Origin of the sequence: Litorivivens sp., assembly GCF_041625495.1 — a bacterium.
Classification (GTDB): domain Bacteria; phylum Pseudomonadota; class Gammaproteobacteria; order Pseudomonadales; family Spongiibacteraceae; genus Litorivivens.
In genome coordinates this window covers 62,081-76,970 of sequence record NZ_JBFJTH010000001.1, presented here as the reverse complement: position 1 = coordinate 76,970, position 14,890 = coordinate 62,081, and the positions used below count along the sequence as shown (strand labels likewise).

Genomic DNA, 14,890 nt, shown 5'->3' with positions numbered 1-14,890 from the left:
GTAGTTATAGGGCCAGGGGGCCAGAAAACCCGCTGCAAGGCTTGGCAGAACGGACCACCAGGTCAACTTTGCTTCTCCCACCAGCAGGTAATCGGTCGCATTCATGGCAAACTCCATACCCAGCATACTGACCAGGCTCATGCCTAGCGCGGTTTTCAAAGCCAAACGCAGGGTCATTTGGCGGCTGAGAATAAAGGCTTCTAGGGCAATACTACTCAACAGGCCGTTGAGCATTGCCAACCCCATGACCAGCATTGCGTTGGAGCCCGGCGCGTAAACCTGAAACGCCAAAATAGTACCGAAATCGCCGATAGCGCAGCCCAGCAAGCACCAGCCAGTATTCTTTGCCGATTGTCGCCAGATTTTCGTGCTCGTCCAGTCGAAACTGTTTGTAGCTAACGATTCGGTCTTTTGCACTTTATTAACATGACATGCTTGTTCCATACACAGCTCCTTAAAACAGTGCCTACAACCAAATTGGTGCAGTAGCGTGAGTTAAAAGCCTGCAGTTGGATACAGAGTCAAGCGTTACGAAATCTATACTTCGATCGACAGCCTCGCAAAGGCAGAAAACGCACGGGTTGTGACTCCTCTGCCCAAACGATCAGCTGTTTGAAAGGAACCCTTAAACTGGATGCAGTTAAGGGCAAAGTACCTTCAGTTCACGGCGCGCTCGCGCCCTTCCCAATACGGCTTACGCAGTTCATTCTTGAGAACTTTTGATACACCAGACAAAGGCAGCGGCTCCTTGCGAAACTCCACGGAACGCGGACATTTATAACTGGCGATCCACGCTTTGCAATGCGTAATAAGATCCGCCTCTGCTACCTGTTGTCCGGCTTTAAGCACAACAATTGCATGCACCTGCTCGCCCCATTGATCACTGGGTATTCCAATTACTGCGCACTGCTCTACGGCTGGATGTTTGTAGATAGCCTGCTCTACTTCCGAGGAATAAACGTTTTCCCCTCCCGAAACAATCATGTCCTTCACTCGATCAACCACGTAGAGGTAGCCATTTTCCAGATACCCGCCATCACCGGTATGCAGCCAGCCGCCTCTCAGGGTTTCTGCCGTTTTATCTTCCAGGTGCCAATAGCCGCCCATGACGTTGTCGCCACGTACGCAAATTTCCCCCACCTCGCCTTCCGGCAATGATCTACCTTCATCATCAAGTATTTGCAGTTCAACCCCGGGAATCACCTGACCGGCTGAGCGCAGTATTTTTGGATCACTCGGATGGCTGTGGTCTTTTGCGGTGAGCACAGAAATGATGGGCGCGGCTTCGGTCTGACCATAGGCCTGAAAAAACTCGACATGGGGAAGTATTTTTTGCGCACGCTCGAGGATTGCCTGAGGCATGGGTGAGGCACCATAACCGATCGCCTTAAGGTCACGCAGATCCGTACTTTCAAATTCCGGTAACTGCAACATCATTCCCAGCATGGTCGGAACCAGCATGACATAGGTTGCGCGCTCTTTCTGGAGGGTATCCAGCACCGCTTTCGGATCAAAAAACGGCAGAAAAATATGGGTTGCTCCTAGAATGGTCTGGGTGAAGCCGTTATACATATCGGCGACATGGAACATCGGGGCAACCCGGAGAAAGCGCTTTTCTTCTGGCCAGTTAACATCAATCAGTGTCGGCAAAGCCTGCATGCAGGAACTCAGCAGATTGCGATGGCTCAGCATGACACCTTTGGAAGGCCCTGTAGTACCACCGGTATACATTAGAAAGGCCAGATCATCACCAGAGCCATAGTAGTCTTCCAGCGCTGGACCCTCTGCGGCGAAGTGATCGACGCCTTTATCAGCAGCCTGCTCATCCAGACCCCAGACTGATTTTAGAGGCAACTTATCACGTAGGCTGTTAATTGTGTCTTTGAAGAAACTATCGACGAACAGGTACTCCATCTGGGAGTCGGTAATCCAGTGTGAAATTTCCGGTGGCGCCAACCGAATATTAATCGGCACCGCGACTGCACCCAGCCACGGGATGGCGTAAATAAGTTCGAAATAGCGATCAGAATTCATCGCCAGAATGCCAACCCGATCGCCAGGCCTGACACCTTCACCCTTCAACGCTCCGGCAATACGCTTTACCCTAGCACCAAATTCATGCCAGCTTTTCTGGCGTCCATCCATCTGCGTTGCGATTTTATCGGGAATAATCTGGGTGTTGCGAACCAGCAAAGAAGACAGGGAACTGTACATAACGGCACCTCTATTGTTATCAGCTTGAGAGTACACAAGAATGTTTTGTCAGAACATGAGTCGCGGTGCTGCACGATATCAATTTGGCCGCACAATTCGCCGACCACATCGTGCTGCTCGATCAAGGCAAAACCGCCGCAGTCGGTGCGCCGAGTGAAACGCTTACAGAACCATTGCTGTCCAGAGTATTTCAACTCCCGGTTCGTGTGCTCGACAATGTCTTTCCAGATAGACCAATGATCGCAATGCCGTAGCGGTTAGAGATCAATTCACTGCCGTCAGCGCACGTCCAAGAGTTTCGCTACCCAGCACAGGCGTGAAACGATCACCCTCTTCCCAAACCCGCTGGCCGCGAATATACACTTCGCGGACCACGCCATCGGAGCGATTAACAAGCACTTCATGCTCAAACTCAGGATTGTAGACCAACTGCCGCTGCCCGTTACTGTCATAGTCTCTGAGCTGCTCTGGATCAACCAGCACAATATCCGCCTGCTGACCGATATTCAGGTTACCAACATCCAGGTTAAAGAATGCCGCCGGATCACGCGTAAGCCGTTTTACCGCCAGCGCTACTCTATCCAGCCCTCGCTTCTGTGCGAGTTTAAGCGTTAACAGGTTGCCATCATAAAAAGCGAGATTTGTTATGTGTGCGCCACTGTCGTTAAACCCGGGCAAGGTGTTTGCGTCAAACAGTATCTGATCGGTAATGGATTCGTCGAGATTGGCTACATCCAGCCACCAGCGAAAATCCAAATCAAACTCTCGCAGACAGTGAGCGAAAAAATCCGGCAGCGAATCACAGTCCGGCGGCGCCTTGCCAAATACCTCCAGTTCATCCGCGTTGAAGCCCTCTTTCTGACCCTGCCGGAACGCCCGGAACCGTTGGTAGACACTGGACAGCTTTTGATGATGCCAGCTGGGCACCGGCGTTACCGGATCTATGACGATATCGTCGGGATCCAGCACAAAAGTCGCCGACGGTACGCCCAGACGATTCAGCAGACTTGGTGCCTTCGGAGAGACTGCGTCCCAATCCCGGCGAAACTGCGCCTGCCATTCGGCGGTTTCCATCAACGCACGACGCCCGTCTCGATCGTCGATTTCATAGGCTATTAATGCACGGGTCGAGGGCAGCTCTTCAAAGATTGGCGCCTGCACACCATTGCCCCACATTCGGAAATTAGTGGAGAGCGCCTGAAAGTGAAACCGCCCGTTCAATAAAGTTGAATTCAACAGTGCTGCCAAGCGCAGCAGGCGCTTCCATGCGCCCGGTGTCGATTTGAAATCCAGCGCGGTCAATGCGCTTACTCGCAACGGTTTGCCAAACAACCGACCCGATGTCCAGAAAAAACGACGCAAGGTGGTAAACATATTCTTGCTGTCTGGTGTGGCCTGCCACACCCGGTCCCGGTCACGTACAACCTGCAACAGCGTTTTAAGTTCGGCTTCATCGGCAAACTGGGTGGGAATGCGTTTTTCTTTGTGGGGGTCGTTGGCGAGATAGTGAAAAATAATACTGTCAGTGGAAAAACCGATATAGCCCTGATCCATTGCCTGATTTAACAGACGCACCATTTCATCGCGCTCAGCCTGTGTTGGCTCACGGCTGACGCTCGCGTCTACCCCCATGACCTGTGTTCTCAACATGGAGTGCGGTAACAGTGGCGCTATATTTGGGCCAAGTGGAATCGACGAAAAGTGCTTCAGATAGTCGCCCGTGGTGTTCCAGTGCATTTTATCGACGCACTTTTGCAGCACCCGTTTCGGCATATTTTCCACACGGGTAAAGCAATCAATAATGGGGCTTTCCCCATTCTTTAGCTGCGCACCAAAGGCCGTACCCAGAGAACAATTACCCACGATCACCGTGGTGGTGCCATGCCTGACCGCCTCTCCTAGCCCTGGATTGACTTCAACCTCCAAGTCGAGATGCGTATGAATATCCAACAACCCCGGCATAAGCCAGAGTCCGTCAGCATCAACCACCTGGGCGGCTAACTCGCTGCCGAGGTTTTGGCCTCTGGCGGCAATCTGGCCGCTAGCAAGGGCGATATCCTCGACAACCGGCAATTCGCCACTGCCGTCAAAAACCAGTGCGTTTTTTATCAGTGTGTCCCACTGCCCTACAGTGCCACCATCTGCCATTGTCGCCTCCTGACCGGCTAGTTGATTCCCAGACTTCAGCTGGACTTCGCAGCGCGACGTTTAGCTGTTTTCTTTTTCGCGACGGGCGGCTCGGAACTCTTATCTGCGAGCGCTTTCAATTCAGCAAACGAAGCCTCCAGACACTCCCGGTATTTCATTGGATCATCCAATTGTTCACGATCTGCCAGCACGGAAATGGTCATGGCATCGCCAAAGGAAAATACCGCATGGAAAAGGCCTACACCCGGGGTTAGTACGCCGAGGCCGTGATAGCGAACGAGTCGCGCACCGGCACAATAGAGATCAAAATTCGCGCCCGGCACATTGGTGACCACCGTGCTGATATTCACCGGCATATGCTGCGAAATTTTACCACTGGAATACAGCTTGGCACCGCCCTTGGCAAACCAGGGCGAAAGCACGCCCACCAGTTTCAGGGCGTCTACCAACGGTGACTTTTCGCCGAACTCTTTGGCGTCATTGGCGCTTTGGTGAATCGCTTGCAGTCGAGCAACCGGGTCGTCGATATCCGTATGCAATTTACAAAACACGGATCCCACCTGATTATTGTCCTCGTTTTCCCCGCGCCGGCTGCGCATATTCATCGGTATACCGGCAGCCAGGGAGACCTCAGGCAGCTCCCCTATTTCTTGCAGGTAGCGTCGCATGGCACCGGATACCACGGCCAAGGCAACATCATTGATTTTAACGTTGAAGGCATTTTTTATGGCTTTAAAATCCGACACACTGAATGTGGTCGCCTCAAAGGCCCGATGTTTACCTACTGGCTGGTTAAACCGCGTTTTGGGAGCCTGAATATCGGGTAAGGGCACGGTTTTCTGGATAACGCCATAGCCAAGCCGCGCAAAATCCCGAGCCAGGTTTACCGTACCCTTAGCCATTGTTGCGGTATTTTTGGTCTGATTTACCAGCGCCCTAAACAACAATTCACCGGAATTGGGTTTGTGGTCAATGACCAGCGGCGGCTGAATGCCAAGGTACTCATCGGCCACACTTTCACTGGGTTCTGGCTCTAGGTCATGCAGTGCAGCCATAAACGATTGACCACCCGCGCCGTCGACTAGTGAGTGGTGCATTTTGGTATAGACCGCAAAACTACCCTCGGGCAGCTCGGGAATATTGTCCAGACCTTCAATGATATAGGCCTCCCAAAGGGGACGCGCCATATCCAGCGGTCGCGAGTGAAGCCTAGCGATCTGGATGCAGAGCTGGCGCCAGTCACCAGGGTGCGGCAGCGCGATATGTCTTAAGTGGAATTCAACATCGAAGTTTTCGTCGACCACCCAATATGGCCGATCGAGGTTACCCGGCACTTCATGTAAGCGCGTGCGAAACAACGGAAGGCGATGCAACCGCTGCTCAAAACTCGCTATCACCTGTTTAAAGCGAACAAAACCGCCAGGGGCGGTTGAGGGGTCATAAATACCGAGCCCGCCGATATGCTGGGGAGTATTGGTTTGCTCTAGATTGATAAAAGCCGTATCTAGTACGCCAAGTTGTTTCATATAGTATCCTGCTTGATCAATTATTATTGGCCGGAGTTGGCGCGCAATTCCAAACCTTATCGTAACTGTTTTTTAGTGTAACCGCTTTATTGGCTTAGTCGAGGGTCAGGCACCGCCGAAATGAATTGACACTGCCAACCGCTGCTCACAGGAACTATTTAAAATCAATGGCTTACTATGAGATCTTCAGCAATACCCTCACCACCTGGTTTGCCGTCGGCGCCGTAGGTCTGCAGGGTAAAATAGCGCCCCTCTTCTCTGCTCTCATACCGATAAGGAGCGCCCCAAGGATCCAACGGTACGGCGTCTGTCGGCAGGTAACCTGTGCTGTTCCAGTTACGCGGGGTTCGCCCTGAGGTTGGCATCGCAATCAGTGCGCGCAATCCCTGCTCTGTGGTTGGGTAGAAATGGTTATCGAGTTTGTAACGCTCCAGCGCGGCCGCTAATTCAGTTATATGAGCGCGGGCGGTAGCGACTCGATAGTCATCGAGTCGCGATTCGATAATCGGGTACAGTGCGGCCACAAGACCGCTAATGATCAGAATAAGTACGAGTATTTCGCGGATGGTTAAACCACCCTGGCGGTAAACCGTCAAACAACATCCCCCAGTTTCAGGATCAGGCCAGCGGGCGCTGGCTTGCTTTCGTTACCCACTTGCCGATCACGGCGTCTAAGGCTGAATGGGCAGCAACTCCCACTTTTTCTGCGAGCGTCTTTTTAGCGACGTATTTCACTTCGAATATGTCGCTCTGTTCGCGCTTGCTAAGAATATATTCATCGCTTGTGCGGATTTCGTCAACGAGGTTTTGCAGCAAAGCTTTACTGCCGTACCAGACCTCGCCAGTAGCTACCTTTTCTATGGCAACCTGCGGCCGGTGCTCACTCACAAATTCCTTGAATAACTGATGGGTTTCTTCCAGTTCTTCCAGAAATTTCTCGCGTCCTTCGTCGGTATTTTCGCCAAACACGGTAAGCGTGCGCTTGTAGTCACCGGCGGTATGCATTTCAAAGTCGACATTGTGCTGTTTCAGTAAGCGATGGAAGTTGGGCAGCTGCGCTATAACGCCAATGGAGCCGACCACCGCAAAAGGCGCAGCCATGATGCGGTTAGCAATACAGGCCATCATGTAACCCCCGCTGGCCGCCACACGGTCAATAGCAACTGTTAGCGGGATTCCTTTACTGCGGATACGATCCAACTGCGATGCGGCCAGACCATAGCTGTGCACCATACCGCCGCCGCTCTCCAGCTTGACCAAAATTTCGTCTTCAGGCCGGGCCAGCGTCAGAACCGCTGAAATCTCGTGACGCAGATGCTCTACCGCCGAGGCTTTGATATCGCCATCAAAATCCAGCACGTAGAGTCTTGGTTTCAGCGGTGCGGCTTCCTTCTGTTTTTTAGCAGCCTTTTGCTCAGCTTTGTATTTCTTTTTAGCCTCTTTGCGATCCTGCTTGAAGGCGGTCTCGTCCAAGACCACAGATTTGACCTGATCTTCCCAGTCCTCAAATCGGTCGTTGAGCGCAGTAACCTCAATGTGTCCTTCGGCGTCCCGCTTGCGTGATCCCAGCGAGGCCAAGCTCCCGATAACAATCAGTAAAGCAACGACAAAGGTCACGGTTTTGGCCAGAAACAGGCCGTAGTCGCTCAAAAACTCCAAGTTGATCTCCTGACACGTAAATAGAATGGCGTGGCATATTCGCGTCAGGGACGCGGCAAGTCAAGACGACCAGCGTCTGACGGCCTCCTCGGCCTGGCGGTTTTCCGGGCGCGCCACCAAGCCGAAATGGCTGAGTGTGACCTGATAAACCGCACCGTCAGCCATTGGCAGATAGGTTGCACTGCCGTATTGCGTATCAGCCAACCTGAGCAGGGATTCAGATTTTTGCAGCCAATGCCACAGGTCAATGGTGTCCGATTCGCGCAAGGCATGGACCGTTCGAGGCTTGCTGCGCTCGTCTTCAAGCCGCTGATAACGGCCCGAAAGCCTGTCAAGCCTGAAAATAGGGTCAACACCGAGACGGCTGATTGTCGGATTCCACTTGATCATGCGCACATCAATTTGCCACTGGTCGCCGGCGAGCTGGTAGTCCCTAACCTCTCCGTTGACACTGACCGTTGCGCGATAGGTTTGTGCTGTCTGTCGGGTGAACGTGACTGTCGCCACCGGCGTTTCGTCCAACAGCGCGCGATAAGAATAGAGATCCCAGGCAGCCAGAAACACCGCTATCGCCAGCAGACCGGACAACAGGGCAAAGCACCCCAAAACAAAATGTTTAAGCACCGGCAACCTCAGCAATACCCTTACGGCCACAAATGCCAGCGCGATGGCAAGGAGGACTAGGCTGCCAATCAGAACAAACAGACTCACCCCACCCTCCAGATTACGCCTGTTCAGGCGCGTGCTTTAACCTTGTAACCCAGCGCTGCCAGACTCTCTTCGGCCAGTACAAGTAGCTCTTCATCAGCCCGCTGGTGACGGCTGAGCTCCATTAAGTAATATTCTACGCTGATCAGCGCATCTGCCAACGTTTCGAGCAGTTGCTGAGCGCGATCAGGGCTATGCATGTCGTTGCTTTGAATAAATTTATTCACAAACTTTACAGCGGCACTCAGCACGTCAGTAATGCGTCCCATACTCAGCAACTGGAAAGCGCCGCGTATGGTGTTGAGCGTCGTACCCACATTGTAGATATGACCGATATCAAACTCAGATTCGACGTAGGCATTTATTGCCCGTTTGGCCAGGCTGATACCCGCCTCAGATTCCTTGTAGACCAACAGTTTTGACGTTTCCAGCTGACTACTGCTACTGATGGCAAGCTGCCTGGCGGGTGTGAGGTCTTCCAATTCATCAGCCGTGAGCTGGTTTCGCTCAAGTTTGCTGAGTGAGTTATCGATAAACAGTATGCCATCGGCAATCTGAGGCAACACCTGCTGGACGTGAGCATGATCACGTCCAACCAGCCCCGTTGCCAACATTCCGTGCTGCGCTGAATAATCTGCAAGTGTATTCAAACCCAGCACTCTCAGCACACCGGAGAGCTGCACCAATATTTTCTCAAGTGGTAATACTTCATCTGCATCGCAGCGGCCGCTCTGCATCAGTATTTCCAAAATATCCATCGCGTTGCGCAACTCACTGTGAAGTTCGCGGATTACCGTTGACATCGCATCGAGCCCGGGACCGAACATTCGCTGAAGATCGGCCTGAATGTCTTTATCGAGCAAGGTCAGCGGAATGATACCCGCAGCATTCATGAATTTACCTGCGACGCTTTCCGACTCCGCGCCGCTAATGGTTAGCAGATGGTAAAGCTCGCGCTCGATCTCTGGCATTTCCGGTATTTTGCCAAGCTCAGAGGGCGTGGCTGCAAGTTCTCGGAGCGCTTTGTCCAGGCGGGCAAAACTTCGCACCCGGGTACTGTTTAAGGCCAACTTGCGTTCTACCAAACAGTCGACCACCGCGTTCGCCAATAGCCAGAAACGCTGGGCGGCTCCCGGCGGCAGGAAGCCGCAAAACCGCTGCAGTGCCCGGTTCATCAGACGCAGATGCAAGGCGACCTGCGAATTCCTCAGCACACCCAGTAAACCCACCTGGTACATGTGTCGCAGTCGCTTCAGGGTTTCCGCATCCGCCGGCACAGGTTTGATATTCACAGTGAACGTAGAGCTTTCGCTAAAGCGGGGAACGGTCAAGCCCAATTGCTGGTGCTCAAGAATGACATCCTCACCATGGGCCATACGAATTTCATTGATCTGCGGCAGCAGCATGAGGGGGACGTCGGTTTTTCGGGCCGACACGGACTCAAGATACCGAGGCAGCACAAAGAATGAGGTGCTCAGCGCTTCAGCCTGTTTGGCACCGGGCGCTTTGCCGGCGGTAAGGCTTTTATTCAGGGCCTGATAGATATTATCGGCAAGCAGGTGGGCCCCATGGATCTGGATCAGGCTGAGCGTACCCGCAACTTGCCAAGTGAGCTCGGCGCAAATTTTTAACGCCTCGAATCGCTCCGGATCAGAAATGAATTCTTCAAAGGCGTCCGTGGCTTGATCCAGCGTAGTGTTCAATTCGCTGGAAACCAGGTCAAGCGACGACATATTGACTGCTACTTCATACTGCACAAGCACACCCCCACGCGCGGGCCCAACCGTGGTTTACTACCATGTATACCTCTGGATACCTCGTCAGCAATAGCCCCTGATACCGCTGTTAATGCTGACTATTTATTATAGTGGCTAGTGGGCGTCCCTTCCCGTGTGCGACCTGCCTCACCTTAGGACGAAGTCGGTGCGTACAAAAAACCAGCCTTCTGCTCTAGGAACTTCGAGAAAACGCTCGCTAAGTTCCTGTTATTCAAACCTTAATAGTCTAGCTTAGCTTTTCGAAAGGCCACAGCCTAAGATGTGAATAGTGCCGTAATTTCTAAATAGACATTATTGAATCACTGATCCAGCGGGGGCGGTGGAGAATCCGTGCCCGGTCAGTTTTGCAGCCAGCGGCAGTTGCCATCACTGGCCTTATCGATGGCCTTGAGCTGCTCTTCGTGCGCTGCGATCTCCTCCTCGGAGGCGCGCACCACTTTCAGCCCCGGGCGATCGGTGGCAAGCCGACGAATTTCAGATACGACCGGTTGCCCACCGCTGTTATTCGTATCACCGGCGAGCGCCAGATCAGTTTGGCCCCCGGTCATCAGTAGGTACACATCAGCCAGGATCTCGGCATCCAGCAAGGCGCCGTGCAGATCTCGCTGGGAGTTATCTACCCCATAGCGCTGACACAGGGCGTCCAGGCTGTTGCGTTGCCCGGGGTGCTTCTGGCGCGCCATCACCAGACTGTCTATTACCGAGCAGGAATCAGCGACGACTTCCTTGCGTTTGAGCAACTGCAGTTCGTGATTAATAAAACCGATATCAAAGGGAGCATTGTGGATAACCAGTTCCGCGCCGCGAATAAAGTCCATAAACTCGTCGACGATATTGGCAAAAACAGGCTTATCGACCAGAAATTCATTGGTGATCCCATGCACCTCGATGGCGCCTTCGTCGACTTCGCGCTCGGGGTTGATGTACTGGTGATAGTGCCTACCCGTGAGCCGCCGATTGACCAGCTCGACACAGCCAATTTCTATGATTCTGTGACCTTGAGAGGGCTCAAGACCGGTAGTTTCAGTATCCAGTACAACCTGACGCGACACGCGCTTCTCCTATGATTATTGGTGGGGCTTAGCGGGACAACTCGTCAATTCCGCGGTTCGCCAGTTGATCCGCAATCTCGTTTTCACGGTGCCCGCTGTGGCCTTTGACCCAGTGCCATTCGACATCATGCTTTTGACAAAGAGCATCAAGCTCCTGCCATAAGTCTTTGTTTTTTACTGGCTGCTTGCCGGCAGTTCGCCAGTTTCGGCGCTTCCAGTTGGCGATCCACTCGGTAATTCCCTTGCGCACATACTGGGAATCCGTGGTCAGCACCACCTGACTGGGCTTTTTCAGTGCCCGCAGTCCCTCGATGGCAGCCATAAGCTCCATCCGGTTGTTTGTGGTTTCCTTTTCACCGCCAAAAAGGGGCTTTTCCACTTCACCATAACGCAGCAATGCACCCCACCCGCCAGGGCCCGGATTTCCTCTGCAGGCACCGTCGGTAAACATTTCGACTTTCATTGATTCTCACTGTTTTTGCAGTACACCATCGCGCGCAGCACCGAGTGGTCTCACATTGACCAAGCTCTCTCGCCGCCACCGCAACCGTACCGGAGTTATCGGAGCGCGGTATTTTGTCGCCGAAATAAGGAAAGTTCCACCCACAGGGACGCGACGCATCAAATCAGGAGCAAAAACCCGGTGGCTCAAACACCATGGCGAATTAAACGGCAGCCGATGAAATCCATAGGAACGCTGCTTGACGTTAAAGCCCAGCAAGTTAAGCCAATCCATCAGACGCCACGTTGTAAGCATATGATGACGCCACACGCTGCGTGGCGCTACCCGCCCGGCAAAATACAACCGCAGCCCCAGCAATGACAAAGGGTTGAATCCCACGATCAATAAGCGCCCGTGAGGCACGATAACCCGCTCAAGTTCGCGCAACATATTGTGCGGGTTGGCAATAAATTCCAGCAAATGGTGCACGACCACCACATCCTGACTTTCGTTAGCCACCGGCAACTCAGAAAAATCGCTGACGACATCCAGGCTTTTACCCATTTCACACTGCACAGCCGGACCAATACTGTAGTGCCGTCTGATCGCTTCCGGGCGCGATACCAAGGTGCGCGGCCCAAGACTAAGCTCCAGCAGGGAGTGGCCAAAAGCACCCTCCAGCGCGTCCTCAATCAGGCTGCGCTCCTCATTTACCAGCTGCCGCCCCATAGGACTGTCGAACCAGCGTTTAAGCGCTGGCAGAAGCTCACTGTCGGGTGCCTGTGGACGCCAATTGGTCACAACGAAACTCTCCGCCCGGTTTGCCGTCTAATCGCCGCCGGAACCTTGCGTTCCGGGGAACAGTCAATTAGCGTAACCCAAAAATCAACGGCTGAGTATGCATGATTAGCGTCGATCCAATTAAAGCATTTAGCGACAACTATATCTGGTGCCTGTCCAACCCTGAAGGTGAGGCTTGGGTGGTCGATCCGGGCGACGCCGCGCCGGTTGAAGAGCATCTTCGGCAGCGCGATCTCACACTCCAAGGCGTGCTGATTACCCACCACCACTTTGACCACGTCGGCGGGGTAGCCTCGCTGACAAAGCAACGCGATATACGGGTTGTTGGCCCGCAGACGGCGACACCGGAGATCAACGAGCCAGTTGCTGACGGCGACCGCATAACCTTGCTCGGCAGCGAGTTTGACGTGATCGCAGTACCGGGCCACACGCTGGATCACATTGCATATTATGGCAACACGCTGCTGTTTTGCGGCGACACGCTGTTTGCCGGTGGTTGTGGCCGGTTATTCGAGGGCACTCCAGAGCAGATGCATGCATCTCTCGCCAGGATCAGCAGTCTGCCGGGCGCCACCCGGGTATACTGCGCGCACGAATACACACAGGCCAACCTGGCCTTTGCGGCGGCGGTAGAGCCTGATAATACAGCGCTGCAATCGCGAATTCAGAAGGTCGAACAGCTGCGCCAACAGGGATTGCCCACGGTTCCCTCGCAACTTGCGGATGAACTGGCAACCAATCCCTTTCTGAGAGCCGATCAGCCCTCGGTCAGGGATTCGGCGGAGGAATATGCTAGTATCCGGCTCAGCGACGATATCGGGGTGTTTGCCGAGGTGCGACGCTGGAAAGATAATTTCTAACCCAATGCTTGGCCCTAACTTTTTCTGGGCAAGCCATTCAGGCTCGCAGTACGCACTGATGGTATAAAACGATGAACCTATTGAATAACAAGACCTTACCGTTATTATTTATTGCTATTTCCAGTATCACCCTAAGTGCCTGCTCCACCCAGGCCAGCAAGCGGCAATCGCTGGCAACAGGGACCGAAGCCAAAGCCTGCACGCGTGGCAGTCTGCGCCGGGGTGACTGTAAATTACCAGGCCTGCCAACCGCCGACACGGTCGTTACGGAGGACAAAAATGACCTCTGGTACCACGTTACCAGCGGCTATCAGCTTACCCAGCACGCCGCCCACCCAAAAGCAAAGAAGTATTTCGAGTACTTTCGCGACCGTCCCACGTATCTGAGCACTATTGCCGAGCGTTCCAGCCCCTACCTCTATTACATTGTTGAAGCCATCCGCAAGCGCAATATGCCGATGGAGTTTGCCCTGTTACCGGCCATCGAAAGCTCCTACGATCCCTTCGCCTATTCTCACGGCCGCGCAGCAGGCCTGTGGCAATTTGTACCGATAACCGCAACCCACATGGGGCTTCCCAGAACCTGGTGGTATGACGCCCGCCGCGACGTCGTCGCTTCAACGGAAGCGGCATTGGATTATCTGCTGGAATTGCATCAACGCTTTGACGGTGACTGGTTATTGGCCATGGCTGCCTATAATTCGGGAGCAACTACCGTACTGCGTGCAATGGCGAAAAATGAACGCGCCGGGCGCCCAACTGATTACTGGTCGCTCGATCTGCCCAGGGAAACAGAAGCCTATATCCCGAAACTGATTGGCTTGAGCCAACTGATCAAAAGAGCCAAGTACGAAGGCATAGACCTTGAACCCATGCCCAACACAGCGGCGTTTACAGTTGTCGACACCGGTGGCCAGATCGATCTTGCGCAGGCAGCGGAACTGGCCGGAGTATCTATCGAACAGCTCTACCGCTTGAATCCCGGCTTCAATCGCTGGGCAACCGACCCCAATGGCCCCCATCACCTGGCGATTCCTCTTGATAAACAGCAACAATTTACCGAACGGTTGTCACAGATTCCGCCGGAAAAGCGCTTAAACTGGAGTCGTTATCGCGTCGTTTCGGGTGACAGCCTGATCAAGATAGCGCGCCGCTTCAATACCGACGTTGCTACCATCAAGGCCGCCAACCAACTCAATAATTCAATGATTCGTGCAGGACAGGTATTGATGCTGCCCTCAGCAAGCATGGCAGCAGCACATTACTCGCTCAGCGCAGATCAGCGGTTGGCCTCGGCACAAAAGCGCGGCGAATCCGATGATCGCGTCGCCCATCAGCACACCGTTGAACAGGGCGATTCCCTGTGGACCATATCCCGCCGCTACGGTGTTAGCGTCAATGATCTGGCGCGCTGGAACAACATGGTTCCTAAAGACCCCTTACGCGCTGGTAAAAAACTGGTGGTGTGGAAGCCTGCTGGCCAGCAAGTTGCTGTGCGCAGCGCCGCCTCGCGCAGCATAATCCGCTGGATCGGTTATACCGTGCGCCCCGGCGATTCACTCGCTCGGATTGCAGATAAATTCAGCCTGAGCGTTAACGATATTTTGGAATGGAATGAAATCAGCAAAGGCAAATACCTGATGCCTGGCCAGGTCCTCAACCTGTACGTCGATGTAACGCAAGTTTCTGGACGATAACGCAG

General features: G+C 53.5%; 14 protein-coding genes. 3 read left to right on the top strand and 11 right to left on the bottom strand.

The window, feature by feature from the left end; translation table 11 throughout:
• A partial coding sequence (locus tag ABYP39_RS00370) for a DUF4396 domain-containing protein (RefSeq protein WP_372780742.1) occupies positions 1-444 on the bottom strand: 444 nt, incomplete at its 3' end.
• A gap of 213 nt (positions 445-657) precedes the next feature.
• Positions 658-2,214, bottom strand: a complete 1,557-nt coding sequence (locus ABYP39_RS00365) for a long-chain fatty acid--CoA ligase (protein ID WP_372780741.1) — start codon at positions 2,212-2,214, stop codon at positions 658-660.
• Positions 2,215-2,279: 65 nt separating this feature from the next.
• Here ABYP39_RS00365 and ABYP39_RS00360 point away from each other — a divergent pair, with 65 nt between their 5' ends.
• Entirely contained in the window at positions 2,280-2,468 is a 189-nt protein-coding gene (locus ABYP39_RS00360; protein ID WP_372780740.1) for a hypothetical protein, read from the top strand.
• A 10-nt stretch (positions 2,469-2,478) separates the two neighbouring features.
• Here the strand turns inward: ABYP39_RS00360 and ABYP39_RS00355 are convergent, their stop codons facing one another.
• The 9 genes from ABYP39_RS00355 to ABYP39_RS00315 form a co-directional block, all read right to left on the bottom strand.
• Positions 2,479-4,362, bottom strand: a complete 1,884-nt coding sequence (locus ABYP39_RS00355; protein ID WP_372780739.1) for an amidohydrolase family protein — start codon at positions 4,360-4,362, stop codon at positions 2,479-2,481.
• A 35-nt stretch (positions 4,363-4,397) separates the two neighbouring features.
• On the bottom strand, positions 4,398-5,888 hold the full coding sequence (locus ABYP39_RS00350) for a wax ester/triacylglycerol synthase family O-acyltransferase (RefSeq protein ID WP_372780738.1): 1,491 nt from the start codon (positions 5,886-5,888) through the stop codon (positions 4,398-4,400).
• A 164-nt stretch (positions 5,889-6,052) separates the two neighbouring features.
• Positions 6,053-6,484, bottom strand: coding sequence for a type II secretion system major pseudopilin GspG (gspG, locus tag ABYP39_RS00345; RefSeq protein WP_372747552.1), 432 nt, complete (start codon positions 6,482-6,484; stop codon positions 6,053-6,055).
• Between the two features lie 22 nt (positions 6,485-6,506).
• On the bottom strand, positions 6,507-7,547 hold the full coding sequence (gene sohB, locus ABYP39_RS00340) for a protease SohB (RefSeq protein WP_372747553.1): 1,041 nt from the start codon (positions 7,545-7,547) through the stop codon (positions 6,507-6,509).
• A 60-nt stretch (positions 7,548-7,607) separates the two neighbouring features.
• Positions 7,608-8,258, bottom strand: coding sequence for a hypothetical protein (locus tag ABYP39_RS00335; RefSeq protein WP_372747554.1), 651 nt, complete (start codon positions 8,256-8,258; stop codon positions 7,608-7,610).
• A 23-nt stretch (positions 8,259-8,281) separates the two neighbouring features.
• Positions 8,282-9,988, bottom strand: a complete 1,707-nt coding sequence (locus ABYP39_RS00330) for a hypothetical protein (protein WP_372747555.1) — start codon at positions 9,986-9,988, stop codon at positions 8,282-8,284.
• Between the two features lie 383 nt (positions 9,989-10,371).
• On the bottom strand, positions 10,372-11,085 hold the full coding sequence (dnaQ, locus tag ABYP39_RS00325) for a DNA polymerase III subunit epsilon (RefSeq protein ID WP_372747556.1): 714 nt from the start codon (positions 11,083-11,085) through the stop codon (positions 10,372-10,374).
• A 28-nt stretch (positions 11,086-11,113) separates the two neighbouring features.
• The gene (rnhA, locus tag ABYP39_RS00320) at positions 11,114-11,548 is read right to left on the bottom strand and encodes a ribonuclease HI (protein ID WP_372747557.1); all 435 of its coding nucleotides are present in this window, start codon (positions 11,546-11,548) and stop codon (positions 11,114-11,116) included.
• 6 nt (positions 11,549-11,554) lie between these two features.
• Positions 11,555-12,328, bottom strand: coding sequence for a class I SAM-dependent methyltransferase (locus ABYP39_RS00315; protein WP_372747558.1), 774 nt, complete (start codon positions 12,326-12,328; stop codon positions 11,555-11,557).
• Between the two features lie 101 nt (positions 12,329-12,429).
• On the opposite strand from ABYP39_RS00315, the gene gloB reads away from it, so the two are divergent.
• Entirely contained in the window at positions 12,430-13,188 is a 759-nt protein-coding gene (gene gloB, locus ABYP39_RS00310; protein WP_372747559.1) for a hydroxyacylglutathione hydrolase, read from the top strand.
• A 71-nt stretch (positions 13,189-13,259) separates the two neighbouring features.
• Positions 13,260-14,885: a LysM peptidoglycan-binding domain-containing protein gene (locus tag ABYP39_RS00305; RefSeq protein ID WP_372780737.1), complete on the top strand. Its 1,626-nt coding sequence runs from the start codon at positions 13,260-13,262 to the stop codon at positions 14,883-14,885.
• The last annotated feature ends 5 nt before the right edge of the window (positions 14,886-14,890 follow it).

Coding starts and splice junctions, on each gene's coding strand:
- ABYP39_RS00365 (WP_372780741.1), bottom strand. CDS start 2,214: ATGTACAGTTCCCTGTCTTCTTTGCTGGTTCGCAACACCCAGATTATT.
- ABYP39_RS00355 (WP_372780739.1), bottom strand. CDS start 4,362: ATGGCAGATGGTGGCACTGTAGGGCAGTGGGACACACTGATAAAAAAC.
- ABYP39_RS00350 (WP_372780738.1), bottom strand. CDS start 5,888: ATGAAACAACTTGGCGTACTAGATACGGCTTTTATCAATCTAGAGCAA.
- ABYP39_RS00330 (WP_372747555.1), bottom strand. CDS start 9,988: ATGTCGTCGCTTGACCTGGTTTCCAGCGAATTGAACACTACGCTGGAT.
- rnhA (WP_372747557.1), bottom strand. CDS start 11,548: ATGAAAGTCGAAATGTTTACCGACGGTGCCTGCAGAGGAAATCCGGGC.
- gloB (WP_372747559.1), top strand. CDS start 12,430: ATGATTAGCGTCGATCCAATTAAAGCATTTAGCGACAACTATATCTGG.
- ABYP39_RS00305 (WP_372780737.1), top strand. CDS start 13,260: ATGAACCTATTGAATAACAAGACCTTACCGTTATTATTTATTGCTATT.